This window comes from Bacillus sp. XT-2, assembly GCF_025696525.1.
GTDB classification, from domain to species: Bacteria; Bacillota; Bacilli; order Bacillales; family Bacillaceae; genus Bacillus; species Bacillus halotolerans.
In genome coordinates, this window is sequence record NZ_JAHVOC010000004.1 from 237,947 (window position 1) to 258,193 (window position 20,247).

At 43.6% G+C, this 20,247-nt stretch carries 25 protein-coding genes; 12 read left to right on the forward strand and 13 right to left on the reverse strand.

Annotated features, from left to right (window positions below):
- Positions 1-6 precede the first annotated feature (6 nt).
- Positions 7-1,233, reverse strand: a complete 1,227-nt coding sequence (locus KXD37_RS13200) for an ABC transporter permease (protein WP_103672387.1) — start codon at positions 1,231-1,233, stop codon at positions 7-9.
- Positions 1,226-1,969 carry an ABC transporter ATP-binding protein EcsA gene (gene ecsA / locus KXD37_RS13205; protein WP_188323657.1) on the reverse strand — a complete coding sequence of 248 codons (744 nt, stop codon included), beginning with the start codon at positions 1,967-1,969 and terminating at the stop codon, positions 1,226-1,228. The genes KXD37_RS13200 and ecsA overlap by 8 nt, the downstream gene beginning before the upstream one ends.
- Positions 1,970-2,458: 489 nt before the next feature.
- Between ecsA and KXD37_RS13210 the strand changes: the two genes are divergently transcribed.
- The 3 genes from KXD37_RS13210 (at position 2,459) to trpP (ending at position 4,765) form a co-directional block, all read left to right on the forward strand.
- Positions 2,459-2,896 (forward strand): HIT family protein, encoded by a 438-nt coding sequence (locus KXD37_RS13210; protein WP_003327743.1) that lies wholly within the window; start codon positions 2,459-2,461, stop codon positions 2,894-2,896.
- 147 nt (positions 2,897-3,043) lie between these two features.
- Complete coding sequence (serC, locus tag KXD37_RS13215; protein WP_188323803.1) at positions 3,044-4,123, forward strand: phosphoserine transaminase; 1,080 nt, start codon at positions 3,044-3,046, stop codon at positions 4,121-4,123.
- Between the two features lie 123 nt (positions 4,124-4,246).
- Positions 4,247-4,765, forward strand: coding sequence for a tryptophan transporter TrpP (gene trpP / locus KXD37_RS13220; protein WP_188323656.1), 519 nt, complete (start codon positions 4,247-4,249; stop codon positions 4,763-4,765).
- 73 nt (positions 4,766-4,838) lie between these two features.
- Here trpP and KXD37_RS13225 read toward each other — a convergent pair whose 3' ends face one another.
- A complete protein-coding gene (locus KXD37_RS13225) occupies positions 4,839-5,030 on the reverse strand; it encodes a hypothetical protein (RefSeq protein WP_024120779.1) in 192 nt (63 codons plus the stop codon).
- Between the two features lie 127 nt (positions 5,031-5,157).
- Between KXD37_RS13225 and KXD37_RS13230 the strand changes: the two genes are divergently transcribed.
- Positions 5,158-5,514, forward strand: coding sequence for a YtxH domain-containing protein (locus KXD37_RS13230; protein ID WP_024120778.1), 357 nt, complete (start codon positions 5,158-5,160; stop codon positions 5,512-5,514).
- A 177-nt stretch (positions 5,515-5,691) separates the two neighbouring features.
- The gene (locus tag KXD37_RS13235) at positions 5,692-6,303 is read left to right on the forward strand and encodes an HTH-type transcriptional regulator Hpr (protein ID WP_024120777.1); all 612 of its coding nucleotides are present in this window, start codon (positions 5,692-5,694) and stop codon (positions 6,301-6,303) included.
- Here KXD37_RS13235 and KXD37_RS13240 read toward each other — a convergent pair.
- Positions 6,300-6,641, reverse strand: a complete 342-nt coding sequence (locus KXD37_RS13240; protein ID WP_024120776.1) for a YhaI family protein — start codon at positions 6,639-6,641, stop codon at positions 6,300-6,302. The genes KXD37_RS13235 and KXD37_RS13240 overlap by 4 nt on opposite strands.
- A gap of 207 nt (positions 6,642-6,848) precedes the next feature.
- On the opposite strand from KXD37_RS13240, the gene KXD37_RS13245 reads away from it, so the two are divergent.
- Complete coding sequence (locus tag KXD37_RS13245; RefSeq protein ID WP_024120775.1) at positions 6,849-7,367, forward strand: DUF3267 domain-containing protein; 519 nt, start codon at positions 6,849-6,851, stop codon at positions 7,365-7,367.
- Between the two features lie 71 nt (positions 7,368-7,438).
- Entirely contained in the window at positions 7,439-7,657 is a 219-nt protein-coding gene (locus tag KXD37_RS13250) for a hypothetical protein (RefSeq protein ID WP_081638266.1), read from the forward strand.
- 70 nt (positions 7,658-7,727) lie between these two features.
- Here KXD37_RS13250 and yhzE2 read toward each other — a convergent pair whose 3' ends face one another.
- Positions 7,728-7,814 carry a sporulation protein YhzE2 gene (gene yhzE2, locus KXD37_RS13255; RefSeq protein ID WP_003155248.1) on the reverse strand — a complete coding sequence of 29 codons (87 nt, stop codon included), beginning with the start codon at positions 7,812-7,814 and terminating at the stop codon, positions 7,728-7,730.
- A 125-nt stretch (positions 7,815-7,939) separates the two neighbouring features.
- Positions 7,940-8,026, reverse strand: a complete 87-nt coding sequence (gene yhzE1, locus KXD37_RS13260; RefSeq protein ID WP_003327753.1) for a sporulation protein YhzE1 — start codon at positions 8,024-8,026, stop codon at positions 7,940-7,942.
- A gap of 158 nt (positions 8,027-8,184) precedes the next feature.
- Between yhzE1 and KXD37_RS13265 the strand changes: the two genes are divergently transcribed.
- Complete coding sequence (locus KXD37_RS13265; RefSeq protein ID WP_106020626.1) at positions 8,185-9,051, forward strand: peptidylprolyl isomerase; 867 nt, start codon at positions 8,185-8,187, stop codon at positions 9,049-9,051.
- Between the two features lie 43 nt (positions 9,052-9,094).
- Here KXD37_RS13265 and KXD37_RS13270 read toward each other — a convergent pair whose 3' ends face one another.
- From KXD37_RS13270 to KXD37_RS13295, 6 genes are all read right to left on the reverse strand, one after another.
- Positions 9,095-9,307 carry a sporulation YhaL family protein gene (locus KXD37_RS13270; RefSeq protein WP_010333590.1) on the reverse strand — a complete coding sequence of 71 codons (213 nt, stop codon included), beginning with the start codon at positions 9,305-9,307 and terminating at the stop codon, positions 9,095-9,097.
- Positions 9,308-9,431: 124 nt separating this feature from the next.
- Positions 9,432-10,376, reverse strand: a complete 945-nt coding sequence (gene yhaM, locus KXD37_RS13275) for a 3'-5' exoribonuclease YhaM (protein ID WP_024120773.1) — start codon at positions 10,374-10,376, stop codon at positions 9,432-9,434.
- Positions 10,377-10,449: 73 nt separating this feature from the next.
- Positions 10,450-13,347, reverse strand: coding sequence for an ATP-binding protein (locus tag KXD37_RS13280; RefSeq protein WP_263463612.1), 2,898 nt, complete (start codon positions 13,345-13,347; stop codon positions 10,450-10,452).
- A 4-nt stretch (positions 13,348-13,351) separates the two neighbouring features.
- Positions 13,352-14,578 (reverse strand): exonuclease SbcCD subunit D, encoded by a 1,227-nt coding sequence (locus KXD37_RS13285; RefSeq protein ID WP_255003839.1) that lies wholly within the window; start codon positions 14,576-14,578, stop codon positions 13,352-13,354.
- Positions 14,579-14,694: 116 nt separating this feature from the next.
- A complete protein-coding gene (locus KXD37_RS13290; protein WP_024120770.1) occupies positions 14,695-15,954 on the reverse strand; it encodes an ABC transporter permease in 1,260 nt (419 codons plus the stop codon).
- Positions 15,947-16,843, reverse strand: a complete 897-nt coding sequence (locus tag KXD37_RS13295) for an ABC transporter ATP-binding protein (RefSeq protein WP_106020628.1) — start codon at positions 16,841-16,843, stop codon at positions 15,947-15,949. Before KXD37_RS13295 ends, KXD37_RS13290 begins: the two co-directional genes overlap by 8 nt.
- Before the next feature lie 127 nt (positions 16,844-16,970).
- Between KXD37_RS13295 and KXD37_RS13300 the strand changes: the two genes are divergently transcribed.
- Complete coding sequence (locus KXD37_RS13300; RefSeq protein WP_106020629.1) at positions 16,971-17,156, forward strand: YhzD family protein; 186 nt, start codon at positions 16,971-16,973, stop codon at positions 17,154-17,156.
- Between the two features lie 20 nt (positions 17,157-17,176).
- Here KXD37_RS13300 and KXD37_RS13305 read toward each other — a convergent pair whose 3' ends face one another.
- Positions 17,177-17,944, reverse strand: a complete 768-nt coding sequence (locus KXD37_RS13305; RefSeq protein ID WP_263463613.1) for an enoyl-CoA hydratase — start codon at positions 17,942-17,944, stop codon at positions 17,177-17,179.
- A 164-nt stretch (positions 17,945-18,108) separates the two neighbouring features.
- Here KXD37_RS13305 and KXD37_RS13310 point away from each other — a divergent pair, with 164 nt between their 5' ends.
- From KXD37_RS13310 to khtU, 3 genes are all read left to right on the forward strand, one after another.
- Positions 18,109-18,447, forward strand: coding sequence for a hypothetical protein (locus KXD37_RS13310; protein ID WP_081638265.1), 339 nt, complete (start codon positions 18,109-18,111; stop codon positions 18,445-18,447).
- A gap of 62 nt (positions 18,448-18,509) precedes the next feature.
- A complete protein-coding gene (gene khtT, locus KXD37_RS13315; RefSeq protein ID WP_010333581.1) occupies positions 18,510-19,007 on the forward strand; it encodes a K(+)/H(+) antiporter subunit KhtT in 498 nt (165 codons plus the stop codon).
- Positions 19,008-19,014: 7 nt separating this feature from the next.
- Complete coding sequence (gene khtU, locus KXD37_RS13320; RefSeq protein WP_010333580.1) at positions 19,015-20,235, forward strand: K(+)/H(+) antiporter subunit KhtU; 1,221 nt, start codon at positions 19,015-19,017, stop codon at positions 20,233-20,235.
- Positions 20,236-20,247: the final 12 nt, after the last annotated feature.

Consider the following 20,247-nt stretch of genomic DNA (forward strand, 5'->3'; position numbering starts at 1 on the left):
TTCAGCTCACAGCTTTCCGTGTTTTTTTAATCTGGCGGTCATGTAAGACGGCAGAACGACAAAGATCAAGACGGCAGAGCCGATCAGCGCGTACAGAAAACCTGCAGCGCCCGCAGCATATGCAGAGGCCGCTGCCATGAGCAGAGCCTGCACGCTAAGCGCAGTTTTTAATAGAGAGAAATAGCTTTTCAGCTTCGCTTCCTTTTTGACAGGATATAGCTCTTGAAGCGCCAGATGGTCAAAGTGGCCAAACAGCGGCAGAAGCTGAATGCCTGTGATAAAGACGGTAAACACAGTCAAAATCCCTGCGATCATCGGGCTTGCAGACGCATACATAATAATCAGCGCGAAAATAACGGTTAATCTGACTTGAATGCCCAGATAATCACTTGAACGCAAAAACGCGCGGGCAAACATATAGGCGAACGTTTTACGCTGTTCAAACGGCACAAACCGCAGCAAAAAGTCGAGATACGCTCTCCGTTTCGCTTGTTTCTTTAAATGCGGCACATCCGTAAATAGGTTGGCAATCCGGTAAAAACGCTGCTTGCGTCTCAATTCGTATTCAATATGGCTTTCCCATTTAAATGTTTTTCCTTTTGCAGCGGAAGACACATAAAGATAAAGAGCCGCCATAATGATATAGATCACAAGCGCATACACATAAACAGACTGAAAAACAAAATACAGAACGAGTGTATTAGCGGCAAAACGAATGACAAGATCCATCTGTTTCATGCTTCGATCATTTTGAAACGTCATACGCCATTCCAAGGCCTGATTCCACGCTTTCAGCAGCAGAAGCTGTACAAATACCGCCGCGTACGACACGAGCGATGCTCCCGGCGTGACAGCGAAATAAAGCGGCATCGCTACAAGGCTCAGTGCAATCAGCGGAAACAGCTGGGACACATAGCTGTAAACAAACGCCTGTCTCAAATACGGCTCCATCTTAGCCTCAAGCGGCAATAAGAAGACAAGGTCAGCCTCCTTTAAAAGCGTCCGCACATAAGATCCTGTCAAAACGAGTGAAAACAGAACGGCCATCACCCAAAAGGACGGAAAGTGAGCGGGAATGTCCCGTACCCATTTGCTGTACCAGCTCGCCGCACCTGCGATAAAAAAGATCAAAACGATAACGAGGTGATCGTTGAGCATATATTTCATGTACATTCTTGTTTCTTTAATATGCTCCTGCAGCCGAGACTGCCAAATATCCAGCATGTTATTCATGGCCAGCGTCTTCCTTTGTGAGCTCTAGATACAAATCATCCAGCGCCGCGTCCTTCATTCCAAACTGCTCTCTGAGCTCGGACAGCGTGCCGCGCGCCCGCACTTCGCCGTTATGTAAAATGATAAACGAATCGCAATAGCGCTCCGCCGTTGCCAGGATGTGCGTTGACATCAGTACGCTCGCCCCACTTTTCTTCGCTTCATTCATCCGCTCAAGAAGAGCATTGATTGCCAGCGGATCAAGTCCCAGAAACGGCTCATCAATGATGTAGAGCGCAGGCTCTGCCAAAAACGCACACATGATCATGACCTTCTGCTTCATTCCTTTAGAAAAATGCGCCGGGAACCATTTCAGCCTTTTTTCCATTCGAAATTCCTTTAACAGCGGCGGCAATCTTTTTTCCATCGTTTCTTTTGAAAGGCCGTATGCCATCGCCGTCAATTCAAGGTGTTCCATCAGCGTCAGTTCTTCATATAAGACGGGTGTCTCAGGAATATAAGTGAATTGGGACCGATAGCCTTCCCGATCCTCAGCAAAGGTTTTCCCGTTTAACTCAATAGATCCTTTATGCGGGTCCATCAGCCCGATGATATGTCTGATTGTTGTACTTTTACCTGCACCATTTAAACCGATTAAACCGACAATTTGGTTCGGCTCAAGGGCGAATGACACGTTTTTCAAAACCGGATTTCTCGTATAACCGCCGGTTAAGTCTTTTACCGATAGCAGAGACATAGTTTCTCCCCTTATATTGTTTTTCTTCATAGTACCAAAAACAAAGCCTGATTTGAAACAATTCCCTTTTAACAAATGATGAATTTGCTGTAATAAAGAGACAGGTTTCTGGACAATATAATCGTTGTAGAGGAAAAAGCATATCAACTGAAAAATGAGGTGTTTGTCAAAGACGTCTTAGGCACAGTTGGATAGAAAATAACATGTCCTATGCTCAAACCTTTTTGCATTCACTGAATTGATGAATCTTCATTTCTGAAGCTGACTATCAAATGAGGTGTTTATCGCAGGAATCGTTAGGCATTAAACAAGTCTTCATTTTATTGACAAATGAGGTGCTTACCAAAGGCATATCACATTTTCTTCATAAAGCTGATTCCTCTGCATTCAGGGTGAACGCTCCGCCGTTCATCCTGTTTTCTATTTTCTTCATTTCTGTGGTACGATGAGTTTATACATAAAAAAACAATTTCATAAGGAGGAACCCTCATGCATAGTGCAGAGAACTGTATCTTTTGTAAAATTATCGCCGGCGAAATCCCGTCAGCAAAGGTTTATGAAGATGAACATGTGCTGGCATTTCTCGATATCAGCCAAGTGACGAAAGGCCACACCCTCGTTATCCCGAAAACCCATATTGAAAATGTTTACGAATTTACAGACGAATTAGCGAAACAATATTTTCACGCCGTTCCGAAAATTGCCCGCGCAATCAGGGATGAATTTGAACCGATCGGCTTAAATACGTTAAACAACAACGGCGAAAAAGCAGGACAATCTGTTTTCCATTACCATATGCATATTATCCCGCGCTACGGAAAAGGAGACGGATTTGGAGCAGTGTGGAAAACACATGCAGATGATTACAAACCGGAAGATCTCCAAGACATTTCTTCATCCATTGCCAAACGCCTGGCCTCATCATAAAGATGAGGTTTTTTTATTTGTGAACAATTCGCAAATATTCGTCATTTTCTTTTGATAATTCTAATTTTTTATCAAAAAAACTGAATTTTTGTGATAGGATAATTGTATTATTTATTACATTAACGTGGAAAACAGGGAGAGATCATGATGGAACGTACAACGAATTTTAACGCAGGTCCTGCAGCGCTGCCATTAGAAGTTCTGCAAACAGCACAGAAAGAGTTTATTGATTTTAATGAATCCGGCATGTCCGTTATGGAGCTTTCCCACCGCAGCAAAGAATATGAAGCGGTGCATCAAAAAGCGAAAAGCTTGCTGATTGAACTGATGGACATCCCGGAAGACTATGACATTCTGTTTCTTCAAGGCGGGGCAAGCCTTCAATTCTCAATGCTTCCGATGAACTTTTTAACACCTAAAAAAACCGCTCATTTTGTGATGACAGGCGCTTGGTCTGAAAAAGCGCTAGCTGAAGCGAAACTGTTCGGAAACACATCTGTGACGGCAACAAGCGAATCAGACAATTACAGCTACATTCCCAAGGTTGACCTTACAGATATAAAAGACGGCGCATATTTACATATTACATCTAACAATACGATTTTCGGCACACAGTGGCAGGAATTCCCGAATTCTCCAATTCCGCTTGTCGCTGACATGTCCAGCGATATTTTAAGCCGAAAAATCGATGTATCCAAATTTGACGTCATTTACGGCGGTGCCCAAAAAAACCTTGGTCCTTCAGGTGTTACCGTTGTCGTAATGAAAAAATCATGGCTGCAAAATGAAAATGCCAACGTTCCGAAAATCCTTAAATATTCAACACATGTCAAAGCGGATTCTCTTTACAACACTCCGCCTACATTTGCCATTTATATGCTGAGCCTCGTCCTTGAGTGGCTGAAGAAAAACGGCGGAGTTGAAGCCGCTGAACAGCGCAACGAACAAAAAGCACAGGTTCTTTACAGCTGCATTGACGAAAGCAATGGCTTCTATAAAGGCCATGCCAGAAAGGACAGCCGTTCATGCATGAACGTTACCTTTACGCTCCGTGATGACGGTTTAACGAAAAAGTTCGTTCAGGAGGCAAAAGAAACAAAAATGGTAGGCCTTGGCGGACACCGTTCAGTAGGAGGCTGCCGTGCTTCCATTTATAATGCGGTGTCACTGGAAGACTGTGAAAAATTAGCTGCGTTCATGAAGAAATTCCAGCAGGAAAATGAGTAAAAAGTCTGGCTGTGCAAACCATTCGTTTGGTATACTGTTTGCATAACAAATTCTTTAAGCCTTCGCAATAAATGATGAGCATATTATTGGAGGGCAAAAAGCTTAGCAGAGGAGAGCATAGTTATGAAAACAAAAGAGTTAGTCATTATGGCTCTGTTTGCCGCAATCGGCGCAGCGCTCCATTCCATTATTCCGCCCTTTTTAGGCGGGATGAAACCAGATATGATGCTGATCATGATGTTTATGGGCATCCTTCTGTTCCCGCGGGTGCAAAATGTACTCGTTATCGGGATTGTGACCGGAATCATTTCAGCTCTTACAACCGCATTTCCGGCCGGACAGATTCCGAATATCATTGACAAACCTGTATCAGCGTTTCTGTTTTTCTTCCTGTTCCTTCTGGTCAGAAAGAGCCATAAAACAGCTGCAGCCGCAGTGCTGACAGTCATCGGCACCATCTTATCAGGAACTGTATTTTTAACGTCAGCTTTATTTATCGTCGGTTTGCCTGGCGGTTTCGCCGCATTATTTGCCGCAGTCGTTCTTCCGGCAGCTGTATTGAATACAATTGCCATGATCATAATGTATCCGATTGTGCAAACCATTTTAAGACGCTCAAGTTTTATGGAAGCTGCAAAATAAATGTGACACAAAACCTCTTCCGCTTCCGGGAGAGGTTTTTTTAAAAAAAGAGCCCGCAGCATGTCAGCATGTTTTAAGCGAGGAGTTTTGTGAAAAAGATAAGACATAGTGTAAAGGCGGTTCCGGTTGAACAAACAAGCGCTTTCTGCCGGATGACTTTCTTCGGCGGATAAGAAGCAGCCTGGCTGAGAAGTCTGATATAGTAAATGGCGCCTGTTGCAAAGGCAAGGGTGATGCAGGATAACACAATCATAAAGACAGACAACCTTCTCCCTCCTTTTCACTTAAAAAATATGCTAAAATAAAGCAAGCTATGTATAGAAGTTCATTCTTCGAACAAAATTGAAAAAGCTGCACGTATCATATTTCAAGAAAAAAACGGGGTGATTTTAATGGCGGACGGACGTTCTCTATTAACAGGACTATTCGTGGGCGGCATCATCGGTGGTGCTGCAGTTCTTCTATCAGCACCTTCTTCAGGCAAACAGCTGCGTGAAAAAATCAAAACCAATTGCGATTCTTTTGAAGAAACGATCAAGCGCTTAAAATCAGACGGCTTAACTTTAAAGGACCAGCTAGTGAAAGCGGCAAAAGAAAGTGCAGATGTCATTAAAGACGTGAGCGGTGAACTGCAAACCTCAATTAAAAAATGGCAGGAAGAGATCAAACCTCATCAGCAGGATCTTCAAAAAGAAATCGCCGATATTGAAGAAAAAATCAAACAGCTGGAGAAAACCTTACAAAACTAATATCCTATTCAAAGGAAAAAAGTGCGGGTCATAACATGACCTGCACTTTTTTTATTCGCAAAAGCCTTTCCTAGCAACGGCTCAAGAATTTATTAAAAAATTCTTACATTTTCATCTTTATTAATCTTTATTTTATTGGCATAATAGAGAAAAAGATAAAGAGAAGCAGGTGACGTAATGAATCAAGTGGAACCGCCTTATGATGTGAAAGAGGCTCTGGTCTTCACCCAGAAAATGGCTCAGCTTAGCAAAGCTCTTTGGAAATCGATTGAGAAGGATTGGCAGCAATGGCTCAAACCGTATGACCTGAATATTAATGAGCACCATATTTTATGGATTGCTTATCAGCTGAATGGAGCTTCCATTTCTGAAATTGCAAAGTTCGGAGTCATGCACGTTTCAACGGCATTTAACTTTTCAAAAAAGCTTGAGGAACGCGGGTATTTAAGGTTTTCAAAACGGCTGAACGATAAACGAAACACTTATGTTCAGCTGACTGAGGAAGGAACTGAGGTATTCTGGAGCTTGCTTGAAGAATTTGATCCGACGCGCAACGCGGTTTTTAAAGGGTCACAGCCTCTGTATCATTTATTCGGAAAGTTCCCTGAAGTGGCAGAAATGATGTGTATGATCCGCCATATATACGGCGATGATTTTATGGAAATCTTTGAAACATCACTCACAAATATCGACAACGACTTTGAAAGCGTAAACGGAAAACTGAAGAAAAAAGCAACGGACACTGCTGCGGATGAATCAGCCGAAGAACTTGAACCTGTAAACAGTTAATCAAAGTGTCTGATAATGTCTATAAAAACTTCCATCAGTTCTTTATAAAGCCCCTGCTCATACAGGGCAAAAATCGTTTCATGAACATCTAATTTTTCGTTCAGCTGTCCGGCAAAAAGCGCAAGGAGCTTATCAAAGGTTACAAATCCTTGCGCTTTTTGTGCTGCCAGCTCCTCCGACAATTCACCGCATATGCGCACAACCTCTTCCCCTTCTTCTCTGCTCAGCCCTTTATCAATCAGCAGCGCATAGAAAGGGTACCTGTCCATATCCACTGTTTTCACTAATAATTGTATGTAATATTCCAATCGCTCAATGCGATGATCCATCGAATCCATCCACACCACTTCTTTCTATCTTTAATCTTATTTTAGCTGATAATTCACTGAGAAGAAAGTTCTAACCCCATATTTCATAGATTGTTTGCTCCTTTCAAAAAAATACCTATTGAAAGATATTTTTTCTTAAAAAAGCATTGATTTTTTTTCTTGGGAGGAGTAAATTATTTTGAGATTCTATTCAAGATGTACGGAAGGATGACTTTGATGAATTGCTGGAAAACCATAAATCTGATGAAAGATTATGGTGCCGTTCGCATAATATTGATTGCTGTGTGTTTCATGATTATGGTTTTTATATCTAACTTCTTAGCATTTGAGCTGTTGCGGCCTAAAACAAGCTTGAGCGATGAATATGTACCGCTGTTCGGCGTTTTGCTCGTCGTTATTTTATTTGTACATAAAGTCATCCATGTCCTGCCGATCATCTGCAAAAAAAGAAAAATAGAAAAAAAGATTTATATATGGCGTATGCGAACGTGGAAACGAATACCGAAAACGACGATGCTGATTTCACTGTTAAGCCCTTTTATGCTGATAACACCTGTATTATTTTACGCCGCGCTGGCGTTTCCGAATCACGCCCATTACTTCTGCATGATTTCAGGCATTCATGCAGGCTACTGTCTGCCTGATTTTTTGCTGGCTCTGAAGCTGATGCAAGCACCGAAAGCATGCTTTATCGATCAGGAAGCAGACGGCTTGGATATTTTGGTCGAAAAGTAGCGGACGCTTGGCGCTGTGCCGATTTTTCAGTTTACATTCTATCTTTTTTGATAAATATTTGGTAATGTAATATGGGAGCAGTTCAGAGAGAGGGGGAATCTCCCATCATTTTATTCTATTTTATCGTGACTGCCTTGTTTATTGTTTACTTTATAAACAGGCTCACCAATACATTATGCCTTGTCAGAGAGATTCCTGAAGAGCGCCAGGATAAGGTATTTCGATTTATCAATGTATGTATATTAATTTTACTGATCTCTTCATTTGTGGAGATATCCTTTACTGTTTAAATATGAAGGAAGTAAAGAAAGCATAGCTGCCGGTCTCGCTAGAACCGGCAGCTATGCTTTTTTGCATTGATTAGTAAAGCCAAGAAGCGCCGATGATAATCAACAAGATAAATAAGACGACCAATAAAGCGAAACCGCCTGCAAATACTTCACCCATCTTAAAAAGCACCTCCTGTAAAAAGCTTTATTTTCCAATTACATCTTATGCAGTTAATTGATGAAACGATTAGGCGCTTGTGAAAGCAAAGGATCGCTTATTCAACAAGCGATCCCTTTTGCTGCTTAGTAGATGTAAGCTGCACCTACAATGATAAGCAAAATGAACAGTACAACAAGCAAAGCGAAACCGTTTGAATATCCTCCGCTCATGTTACATACCTCCTTTTCTTGATCAATATATTTGTATGTCATCAGGAAAAGTTTGACTAGACGAATGCCCTTTATTTAAAATCTTTTTACAGAAAGCCACAATATGTTATGATACGCATAGGCAATTCAATTTGGAATGATTAGGAGTGTTTGAAACAATGAAGAAAATCGCAATAGCAGCTATCACTGCTACAAGCATCCTCGCTCTCAGTGCTTGCAGCAGCGGCGACAAAGAAGTCATCGCAAAAACAGACGCAGGCGATGTAACAAAAGGCGAACTTTACACAAACATGAAAAAACAAGCTGGAGCGAGCGTCCTGACTCAGCTGGTGCAAGAAAAAGTTTTGGACAAGAAATACAAAGTATCAGATAAAGAAATTGACAACAAGCTGAAAGAATACAAAACACAGCTCGGGGATCAATATACTGCGTTAGAAGATCAATATGGAAAAGATTACCTTAAAGAACAAGTTAAATTTGAATTACTTACACAAAAAGCAGCTAAAGATAACATCAAGGTTACAGATGACGATATAAAAGAATACTGGGAAGGCTTAAAAAATAAAATCCGCGCAAGCCACATCCTTGTCGCTGATAAAAAGACAGCTGAAGAAGTGGAGAAAAAGCTGAAAAAAGGCGAGAAATTTGAAGACCTTGCGAAAGAATACTCTACAGACAACTCTGCTTCACAAGGCGGGGACCTTGGCTGGTTTGCGAAAGACGGTATGGTCGCTGAATTCAGCAAAGCTGCATTCAAATTAAAAACTGGCGAAGTCAGTGATCCTGTGAAAACACAATATGGCTACCATATCATCAAAAAGACTGAAGAACGCGGAAAATATGAAGATATGAAAAAAGAGCTGAAATCTGAAGTTCTTGAGCAAAAACTTAATGACAATACAGCTGTGCAAGCAGCCGTTCAAAAAGTAATGAAAAAAGCTGACATCGATGTGAAGGATAAAGATTTGAAGGATACATTTAACACTTCTGCTTCTACTAGCAGTCCTTCAAACAGTTCTAAATAATAAAAAAAAGCTGTGCAGGCTCACCGGAGCTGCGCAGCTTTTTTTATGCGATGGAATGATTTTGGTTTTCTTCCTCACGCTGCTGGGACGTGCGGCGTTCTTTTTCTTTTTCCATCCTTTCAATATAAATCTGACCTTCTTTTTCAATAAAAGACTGGTCTAACTTATCTTCCTCTTTGGCTGCTGACACCAGCTTATATGCACTGAAAATGATACCCACAATACAAAGATATACCCACCATGGAAAAAACAACACGGGCTTCTCCCCCTTTTGCATAGATTCTTTATTTTTAACCTTATGCAGGAATGAGACAGGTTATGAGCGGGAAAAGCATGTAAAAAAGGACTGAGCTGAACATGTCAGCATCAGTCCTTTTTGATTATTGATGAAAAGTCGGTTTATAAAAGGAACGGTTTTCAAGTGCAAATACACGTTCAGTGTACTCACCCGGCTTCACGCGCTCCAGCGCTCTGTCCATCATATTCATTTTCGCATCCAGATTATCAATATAGTGCAAAATTTCCGCTTCTTTTACCATCGGCGGTTTTGGGCTGCCCCATTCTGCTTTGCCGTGATGGCTCAGGATCAAGTGCTGAAGAATCAACACCTCTTCAGAATCGATTTGAAGCTCCTCAGCCGCTTTTGACAGCTCTGTGACCATAATGGAAATATGGCCGAGCAGATTGCCTTCTACTGTATAGGAAGTGGAAACGGGCCCGGACAGCTCTTTCACTTTTCCGAGATCGTGAAGGATAACTCCTGCATAAAGAAGATCACGGTCAAGAGACGGATATAAATCAGCAATTGCTTTTGCCAGATTCAGCATAGAGACGACGTGATACGCTAAACCTGAGACAAACTCGTGATGATTTTTCGTAGCCGCCGGATAATCCATAAATTCTGCTTCGTGCTTTTTGACCAAATATCTTGTTATCCGCTGGATATTTGGATTTTTCATTTCAAATATATATTGAGTGATGGTATCCAGCATTTCATTTTTCGGAATCGGCGCAGTTTCCAAAAAATCATCAATATTGACGTTTTCATTCTCGCTTACCGGTCTGATATTTCTCAGCTTCAGCTGGGTGCGCCCGCGGTAATGGTGGACATCCCCCACAACCTTAACGATCGTCTGCGGCGCATAGGTTACTTCATCACTTTGCTTGGCATCCCACAGCTTGGCTTCAATATCACCTGACTGGTCTTGAAGCATCAGAGTTAAAAACGGTTTTCCATTGCTTGCAATCCCTTTTGTTAAGGATTTGATCAATAGATATTGGTCAACCTGTTCGCCAACCTCATGTAGCATAATCCCTTTAGCCATACTATTAAAGCTCCCTCCGTATCTTACATAATATCAGTATATCACATACCGATTTTCAGCTATATAACCTCATTTATGATACTAAATGGATGATTTGATCACTTTGAAACGCATTTTTTACATGTTCATGGCATGTAAAATAGAAAATCTGCCGTTCTCCTCCTGATAAAACAGCAAGCATTTCCAGCACGCGGTTCAGACGTTTCTGATCGAAATGGACAAAGCTGTCGTCGAGCTGGAATGGCAGCATTGCCCCATCCTGACGAGTAACGGCCAGAGCGAAACGAATTGCTGTATACAGCTGTTCACACGTGCCCTGAGACAGCTCTTCCGTCTGAAATACCGTTCCAGCGCTGTTCATAACCATGATGGAATCATCTGTTTCGGAAAAATAAATCGATTGATAGCTGCCGTCAGTCAGCGGGCGGAAGAATTCTCCAGCCGTCTCCAAAAGACGCGGCAGGCCGACTTTTTTATGCCGCTCCATTTTGTTTCTGATCACATGTCTGACCATTTGAATCGATGCCCATTTTTTTGCAGCTTCTTTCACACGCTCTTTTTGCATTTCAGTTTGCAATTTGAGATCTGAGACCAATCCCGAAGCCTCTAACTGTTCCTGTTTGACCAAAAGCAATGCGATTTGAGCGCGCAGCTGTTTCAGCTCCTCATCGAGCCGTTCTTTTTTTTCATGTTCCTGCAGTCGTTTTTGTTCCAATTCAGAAAGAGTGCCGGAGTCCGCCAGATGAAGTTCTGCTGAGCTGACACCTTGAAGCTGTGCATTAACGTTATACAGCCTTATTTCAGTATCCTTCAATTTCTTGCTGATGTCGGCTATGGCGAAAAACTCATTTCTGTTTTTTGCACCCGCCTCAGTGAATAATTGTTCGATCTGCGCTTGGAAATACCGTATTTCTTGCTCCAGCTCCAGCACCTGCTCTTCGTGAAATTGGATATCTGTTTTAATTTCTCTTTTTTGCTTCTCGATCTCTTTTTCGCGTTCCGCATTTTTCCGCAGTGCGTGAAGGACATCAGCCACGAGGGTTTGAGAATCGTTTTTGCCAGAATGCAGCATTCTGACGCGTTCCTCAAATGTCCGCCGATGCTTTTGTAATCTCCCGGCTTCGATCGTCAGCTCATGTTTTTTCTTCACTACTTTTTTTACATCCTTCATTACATTGTAAGCATCCAGTAAGAAGGAAGGGTCTTCCTTAAATCCGAGTTCATTCATGAATTGCTCAGCTTGGCTGAAGGAGGGAGCCATATCGGCCTCCCACTGTTCGAATTGCTGGATGATCCTTTCGTAGGCTGCCTCTTTCTGCTGGAGCTCTGCCCGCAACGATGTGAGGTGCTGTTTATTGCGGTCATCCTCCCATAACGCTTCTCTAATCGCTTCGGCTTCTCGCGGAGAAATATCCATTTCTGGCTCTTCCCTCTCCCTTGCTTCTTCAGAAGATAGCGGCTTTCTGCCAGTTGTAAAGGCATACAGCATGAATGCAGCGCCGACGCATATGGCTGGAATCCATTGCCCCAGCAGCAGAAAGAGAACCATGAAGAGAATGCCTGCTGCAATCACGATCTTCTTTTGTTTCGCCTGCTGCCTTTCGAAGAACTTCAGCTGTTCCCTCAGTTTCATCTGCTCTTGATGCTGTCCCTGTGCTTCATCATATGCTTTAAGAGCGGCTTCTTTTTCTTTTCTTTGGCTGTTTTCAAGTATGGCGGTAGATACGTCACGAATTGCCCTTTCAGCGTCTTCCAGCTCGCGCCGCGCCGCTTCAAACGCTTCATCAAGCTGTCTTTTTCTGTCTCTTGCCTGTACGTAATGCCGCACCGCCTGCTGGAGCTGCCATTCATAGTCATAAGACGTGTTCATATTCAGCAGTTCATTTTCATCTGTTTTATTCAGCTGCTCCAGCCCAGCCGCTGCCTGTGAAGAGGACTGACGCAGCTGAGCCTGGATGGCGGCAAGCTGTTCCCCGTAGGATTGGTACATATGATACGCTGATGATAGCTCTAGGATAAGCGCTTCATTCGCCAATATATCCTCATTCGGGTTAAGCTTTTGCAGCTGTTTGTCCAACTCTGCAAGCTTTACCCGAAGCGCCTCCAGCTGTGCGGATTTCGGATGAAGATGGGATTCATACTTTTCTAAACGATGTAACCCGTCAGCAGGGAATTGCCCCGCATGCTCCGGATATTGTTCAATCGCCTGTTCCAACGCAGTTTTTTCGATTAGCACCGGCTTCAGTTCAATGGCTCTGTCGATGTTTCGAATATGTTCCGCAGTCTCATTCAGCTCTGTTTCAGCAGCAGCAAGACGGGATTCGAGCGTTCTTTTCTCCTCAAGTAGCTGATGATAGCCCGCCTCCTCCGCTTCAGCCTGCTTCAGCTTTGCTGCCAGCTGTTTCAGCGTTTCCAGCTCCTGATTCAAATGAGGGTTTCGGCCGTTTGGTTTAAAGAGCCTTTCGCTTTCCTTCATCAGTCTTGAATCAAGCTTTGATACAGCTTCAGCGCCAAACAGGCTGGAAAACAGCAGGAATTCTCCAATCTTGTCCCGATTAAAGGCGTGAATTTCCTGCAATCCGAATACGTCAAACGAATAAATGGCTTTGTACAGCGCCCTGTCCGTACCCTGGAACAGCTGCTTCAGAAAATCTTCCTGCTTTACCTCTCCGGTTTCTGTGTACACCCTTACCTTCTCAGCGGTTCCTTTCGCCCGTTCAATCTTCATCACGCCGTATTCAGGGTGTTCAGCCTCAAGAACACCGCCATACACACCGCCTGATTTCGGTTCATATTTTTTCGATTTCGGAAAACCAAACAGCATGCTTTCGATAAATGACATCATCGTCGTTTTTCCTGCCTCATTTAATCCGTAGATTAATTGGACAGGCGAGGCGGAAAAGTGAAAGGTTCGATTTGAAAATTTTCCGTATTGGTAGATATGTATTGATATGATTCGCATAGCTTTCACCGCCTCATGACTCAAGCACCTTAAGCTGTCTTTTCAATAAAACCTGTGCCTGCTCTTTTATTTCCTTTATCTCCTCTTGACTAAACCGGTCTGCGTGTCTCCTATATACAGGATGCCGTTCAAGTCCTTCCAGCACGCCTGCAAGATCAGTCTGTTCAATGTCTTCCAATAAACCGCCAAAAAAAGGATCAAGGCTCTTAAGCTCTGCTTCATTTTCCGTCTCATCTTCCAATGAGAGCGGCCATATAAAATTCTCCTCGTCCACCTCTTGCTCCTGAAAGGCTTCAAGGAGCTCGTCCAGTGAACCTCTCGGCGCATCCGATAACCATTCTGGCGCGATCCCCTGTAATACGAGCTTCACACAAGCAGGAGTCCCTTTTTTCCGCAGCTTTGAAAACGTGTCCTCGACAATTTGAAAGAGCGCGGTCATATTCTCTATCGCTGACACATCAACTTCTGCTTTCTCCCACAGGACGTCATGCGCTTTCTTAAATTCATAGGAAATATCTCCGCGCTCCACACGGACAAGATAAAAGCCTTTATCTCCTGTCTCCTTCATATGGCGCGCTTGAGGATTTCCCGGATATATCACGGCCGGATTCCCGGCAGAAAGAACCTGGCTTTTGTGAATATGGCCAAGCGCCCAATAATCCATCCCGCTTTTCACAAGATCATCCTGAGTAAACGGACAATATGGATCGTGTCCTTCAGATCCTGATAACGTGCCGTGGAGCATCCCGATATGAAAGGGCGCGTCAGTTGATCTCCGGTAGCGGGCGGCTTGGTTTTCCGTCACGGCTCTGGTCTGATAGCTGAAACCGTAAATGCTTGCTGCGCGCCTGCCATCCTTATAAAACGATTTTTCTTCAGGGACTGGGGATGTAAACATGTGAACATTCTCCGGCCATTCAATCGGCGTCCATTCTCCGCCGAGATGATCATGGTTCCCAAAAATCACATAGACTGAAATCCCGTACTCTCTAAGTCTATCGAACTGTTTTTTCAAAAAGAGCTGCGCCTTTAAACTTCGATTGGCCTCATCAAACAAATCCCCCGCCAGCAAAACGAAATCAACGTTCTCTGTGATTGCAGCGTCTATGATATGTCTCACGCTTGAAAACGTGCTTTCTTTGATCCGGGCAAAAATGGGTTCCGGCAGATGCGATATCCCGTAAAACGGGCTGTCGAGATGAAGATCTGCCGCATGAATAAAGGTTAGATCAGTCAACATTCTGCTCCTTTCCAGGATGAAGTACCCTTATTTTAGCACCGATTTCTTACGAATGCACGTTCTGTCAAAACGAATACAATCAAAAACAGCCTGAGCATCCCCAGGCTGTTTTCCAATCAGCTTTTTGACAAACGCAGCGCTTGTTTGATTGCTTTAAACGCGCTTGAGTTGCCGTAAATCAAGACGCCGCCTTTATAGATTCTGGCGCCAATGACGGCAAGTATGATAATGGTGAGCAATGTTATCCCGATGCCGGCAGCCGCCTGCCAAAACGGAATATCAAGCATGCCGACGCGCAAGAACATAATCATCGGCGTAAAGAACGGGATAAACGATGTGACCGTAATAAATCCTGCGTCCGGAGCGTTTAGTCCGAACATGGCAATCATAAAACCGGCAACCACCAAAAGCGTCATCGGTGTGATCGTTTGCTGCACGTCCTCTATTCTGCTGACGACGCTGCCAAGAAACGCGGCCAGTGTCGCATATAAAAAGTAACCGAGCAAAAAGAAAATAACAGCATATATCACGGTAGAAACGGGAACGTCGGTCAGATTAAGAAAACCGCCGACAGATGAAGCCGTTTCGCTCGTTTTGTTCAGCTTCAGCGATAGATATCCGGCAGAAATAATGACAGCAAGCTGTGTTATTCCGACAAGCCCGATGCCTAACAGCTTTGCAAACATTTGCTGGATCGGCGGCATGCTTGAGATGAGGATTTCCATGACACGCGAAGATTTTTCAGTCGCAACCTCCATCGCAATCATACTGGCATACATAATAACGGAGAAATATATGACAAACAGCATAATGTAAACAAGCCCCATCGCCTGCCCCAGCTCTTCCTCAGACTTTGCACCCTCTTTCAGCGCCTCCTGCCCGACAGTGACAGGCGCATAGAGGCTGCTGATGGTTTCCTGCGAAACGCCGAGCTCCTCTGTTCCAACAGCGGTTTTTGTTTGTGTTAACGCCTGCTGCAGTGTTTGGTACGTGCTTTCATCCGAAATCGTTAACGCTTTGTACGTCCCTGAGATCGTCCCTTTTTCATCTCTTTTGATAATGAGCATCCCATCAAGCGTTTCCTCTTTGACTTGCTTTATAACCTTTTCCTCTGATTGCTTAGACTGCTTCACATCAAGATCGCTATCTGTATCGACTGCTTTCAGCTGCTTTGAGAAAATCGGATATAATTCGTTTGTTTCATCAATAACAGCAATTTTCTCTTTTGTATCTTCTCCTTGAAACATAGAAATGATCGATTCTAAATTGGTGACAGCCAATACAAGCAGAACCGTAATGACAGTAGAAATAATAAAAGACTTTGCCATAATCTTATTTTTGTATGTATGAGAAAGCATGATCAAAAATTTATTCATAGACGGCCCCCACCTTTTCTATAAAAATATCATGGAGTGACGGCTCTTCAAGCTCAAACTTTCGAATAAATCCTTTTCCTTGGAGCATGGCGAAGATCTCTTGAGAGATGTCTTCATTGGCAATTTGCAGCTTTACGCCGCCCGCCGTTTCTTTCCATTGCGTAATTCCTTCATGCCCCTGTAAAAAATGCAGATCGTCATCGGAATGAATGGTCACATTCTTTTTGCCGAATGAACGTTTAATTTCCTTCAGTCTGCCTTGCACAACAGGCTTCCCTTTTTGCAAAATACAAAGGTGCTCACACAGCTCCTCGACATGCTCCATCCGATGGCTGGAAAATAAAATCGAGACACCGCTGTTTTTCAAAGAGATAACAGCCTCCTTCAACAGCTCGACATTGACAGGGTCCAGCCCGCTGAATGGTTCATCGAGAATCAGCAGCTCAGGCTTATGCAAAACCGACGAAATAAACTGGATTTTCTGCTGGTTTCCTTTTGAAAGCTCTTCTACTTTTTTATTCTCGTATTCTGTTATATTGAAGCGTTCAAGCCATGTTCCGAGCTCTTTTACGGCTTCGCGTTTCTCCATGCCTTTTAATCTTGCCAGATAGACAAGCTGGTCCTTTACCTTCATTTTCGGATAAAGTCCGCGCTCTTCCGGCAAATATCCGATTTTGTTGCTCATACTGTAGTTGACGGGACGGTCTTTCCAGCTGATCGTACCCTCCGTAATGCTTAATAAGCCGAGAATCATGCGAAAGGTCGTCGTTTTTCCCGCTCCGTTTGCGCCTAAGAGGCCAAACATTTGCTGTTCCGGAATTTCCAGATTCAAACCGTCAACCGCTTTATAATCTCCAAATGTCTTCGTTACGTGATCAATCGTCAGCACCGAATCTCCTCCTTCCCTGCCCCATTATATACTATATTTGGTTAAAACATAATAAAGGATTTTGGTTTGCTATTTAGAATATAAATGAAGAAAGAACGATAAATGATGAAGTTGGAGGCGAAATATAATGGCGGAGTATTTTCTTACGGCTTTTGATCCTTCGGGAGAAACACTGATAAACGAGCGATTTGACGCAGAAAACGAAGATGCGGCAAAACAGCAGGGTGAAGCCCTATTAAAGGAAAAAGAGCTTCATCGTCATACCCATCGTTTAGTGAATGCAGCCGGAAAGCTGATTTTGTTTCAGAGATGATCAGCTTCCCGGCTGATCTGTTATGCTTGAAACTTCGGCTCCCGTTTCTCTAAAAATGCACGGATTCCTTCCTGGTGATCTTTCGTCCTCCTCATTCTCTCCTGGGCACTTCGTTCAAGAGCCAGCACCTTCTTCAATTCATCAATATGGAGGCTTTGAAAAATGGCTTTCGTCTCAATCATTGCCAATAAGGGCGAGGCTAAAAGCGTTTCAACATAAGGTCTTGCACCTTCCGCAGGATCTCCGTTAAATGTTCCATCCAAGAGACCCATGCCAGCCGCTTCTTCAGCGGATAGCTTTTTCCCGCTCCAAATCAGCTTTTTCGCTTTCGCTTCCCCAAGCCTTTTTTTCAGCAAATAATGTCCCCCGCCATCAGGAACAAGGCCGATGCCGATAAAGTTCATTGCAAGGACGGCATTTTTCTCCGCAAGCACAATGTCAGCACAAAGTACTAAACTCAAGCCCAGCCCAGCGGCAGCACCATGGACAGCGGCAATTGTCACTTTTTTCATTTCGTATAACGTTAAAGTAATGGCTTCGATCGTATCCATCAGCTGCCTAAATTGATCAGGGTCATGCTCAGAGGTCATCATCCGTATATCGCCGCCTGCCGAAAAACCTTTTCCGGTACCTCTCAGGAGGACGATGAGCGCCTCGCTTTCAGAAACCTTTTCACACGCCTCCTTCAGCTCGAAAAGCATTTGCTCATTCAAGGCGTGATGAGCATCAGGACGATTCAGCACAATTTCTGCCACAGGCCCCTTCAGTTCATATTGAATATAATCCATATGAAACACCTCCATGTATACGCTTTCTTTTTTCTTTCTCATATACATTCCCCACCGTCCTTAAAGAAACCTTTTTTATTTTTCAAGGTCAATAGATACTGAAAAATGCATATCATTTGAATGGGAACATAAAGTTTTATATAGTGAAATGGAAGGGATATAGAATGAGAAAGGGGGAAGGTAACATGGATAAATTGCTGATCAGCTTTCTATTAAGCTTATTTATGGTGTGCTTTCCCCCTTCTGACGTGGCCCTGCCCTCACAGTTTGATGCAAGCACTGACAGCTATGTGCCAATGTCCTCATATCCGAAAGAATCACAATCAGCCAAAACGCCGTCACCGGGCAGTCTGCATCTGGCGGAGTTTATGAAAGAGTACAATCCATTGGCGCAGTCTATCAGAACGTTATCTGTCAAGCCGCTTGATGATCCTCACATCAACAGGCTGGAAAGGGTTTGTGCCGTCCCTGTCAAATACCAGTCTAATTACCTCCGAATATGAATGTATATCGTTTTGTTTGTACCCTATCTTTTATGCCAACACTACATTCGGAGGGATTTTCATTGAATATAAAAGAAAACGATCTGCCGGGAATCGGCAAAAAATTTGAAATTGAAACAAGAAACCGCGAAAAAATGACGATTATCATTCATGATGACGGAAGAAGAGAAATCTATCGATTTGATGATCGGGATCCGGATGAGCTTCTTTCCAATATTTCATTGGATGATTCTGAAGCAAGGCAAATTGCAGCCATTTTAGGCGGCATGGTCTATAAGCCGCAGGCGCTGGAATCCATCGAGATGGCGTTTAGCGACCTCATTATTGAATGGTTTAAGGTGGAAAAAGGCGCGAAGTCAATCGGGCGCACCCTCGGCGAACTTGATGTCCGTCAAAACTATGATGTCACTGTCATCGCCATCATTAAACACAACCAGCAAAAGTTTTTAAATCCAGGCGCTGACTCGGTGATTGAAGAAGATGATACCCTTGTCCTCTCAGGTGAAAGAAAGCATCTGAAAAAACTGACTCATGATTTTCTTTCTAGAGAGGGCGTGTGATCAGCGGATGGATCATCTTGTTTTTGAAGTCGGAACCGCGCTTGTGCTTGTGGCAATTGCCAGTGTCATCGCAAATAAAATTAAGTTTTCAATTATCCCGTTTCTCATTATTTTAGGGATGCTGCTTGGCCCTCATGCCCCTAAAGTCGGGATCATTGACCTCACGTTTATAGAAAGCAGTGAAATCATTGAGTTTTTCGGGCGGATGGGCGTGCTTTTCCTCCTTTTCTATCTCGGACTTGAATTCTCTGTCGGAAAGCTGATCAAGTCTGGAAAATCCATCGCAATTGGCGGATCAATTTATATTTTGATTAACTTCAGCCTCGGACTGCTTTATGGCTTTATCACCGGGTTTTCTTTTCTGGAAGTCCTCGTGCTGGCAGGCGTCATCACCATTTCTTCAAGCGCGATCGTCGCAAAAGTGCTGGTCGATTTAAAAAGAACGGCCAACCCGGAAACAGAGCTGATTCTCGGCATTATTATGTTTGAGGATATCTTCCTTGCCGTGTATCTGTCTGTTGTTTCCGGCCTTGTGCTTGGAGACGCGACATCAGTCGGGAGTGCGCTTTTGTCCATTCTGATCGCATTTGGCTATATGCTGCTGTTTTTTATCGCGGCCAGAAAGCTCCCGCCGCTTTTGAATAAGCTGTTGGACATTCGCTCGAACGAAGTGTTTATTATCGTCATTTTTGCAGCGCTCTTTTTCATCGCCGGATTTTCAGAGACAATTCATGTGGCAGAAGCCATCGGCGCGCTGCTGCTCGGTTTGGTATTTTCGGAAACAGAGCATTCCGATCGGATTGAGCACCTTGTCGTTCCGTTTCGCGACTTTTTCGGCGCGATGTTCTTTTTCAGCTTCGGCCTCAGCATAGACCCTTTTTCACTTGGTGAAGCGGTTTGGCTGGCATTGGGAGCTGTGATCCTGACCATATTCGGAAACTTTATCGCCGGAATGGTGGCTGGACGCCGCGCAGGGCTTTCTCATAAAGCCTCATCCAATATCGGTCTTACGATCGTATCACGGGGTGAGTTTTCGATTATCGTTGCCAACCTCGGCATAGCCGGCGGCCTGTCAGCCACATTAAAGCCGTTCGCCGCATTATATGTCCTCATTCTGGCGATTTTGGGGCCATTATTAACAAAAGAGTCAAAATGGATTTACCGCCAGCTGAACAAGGTGTTTAAATGGAAGCCGGACGTTCAGCCTGTGAAAAAACAGCGGGGATAAAAAAAAGCAGCA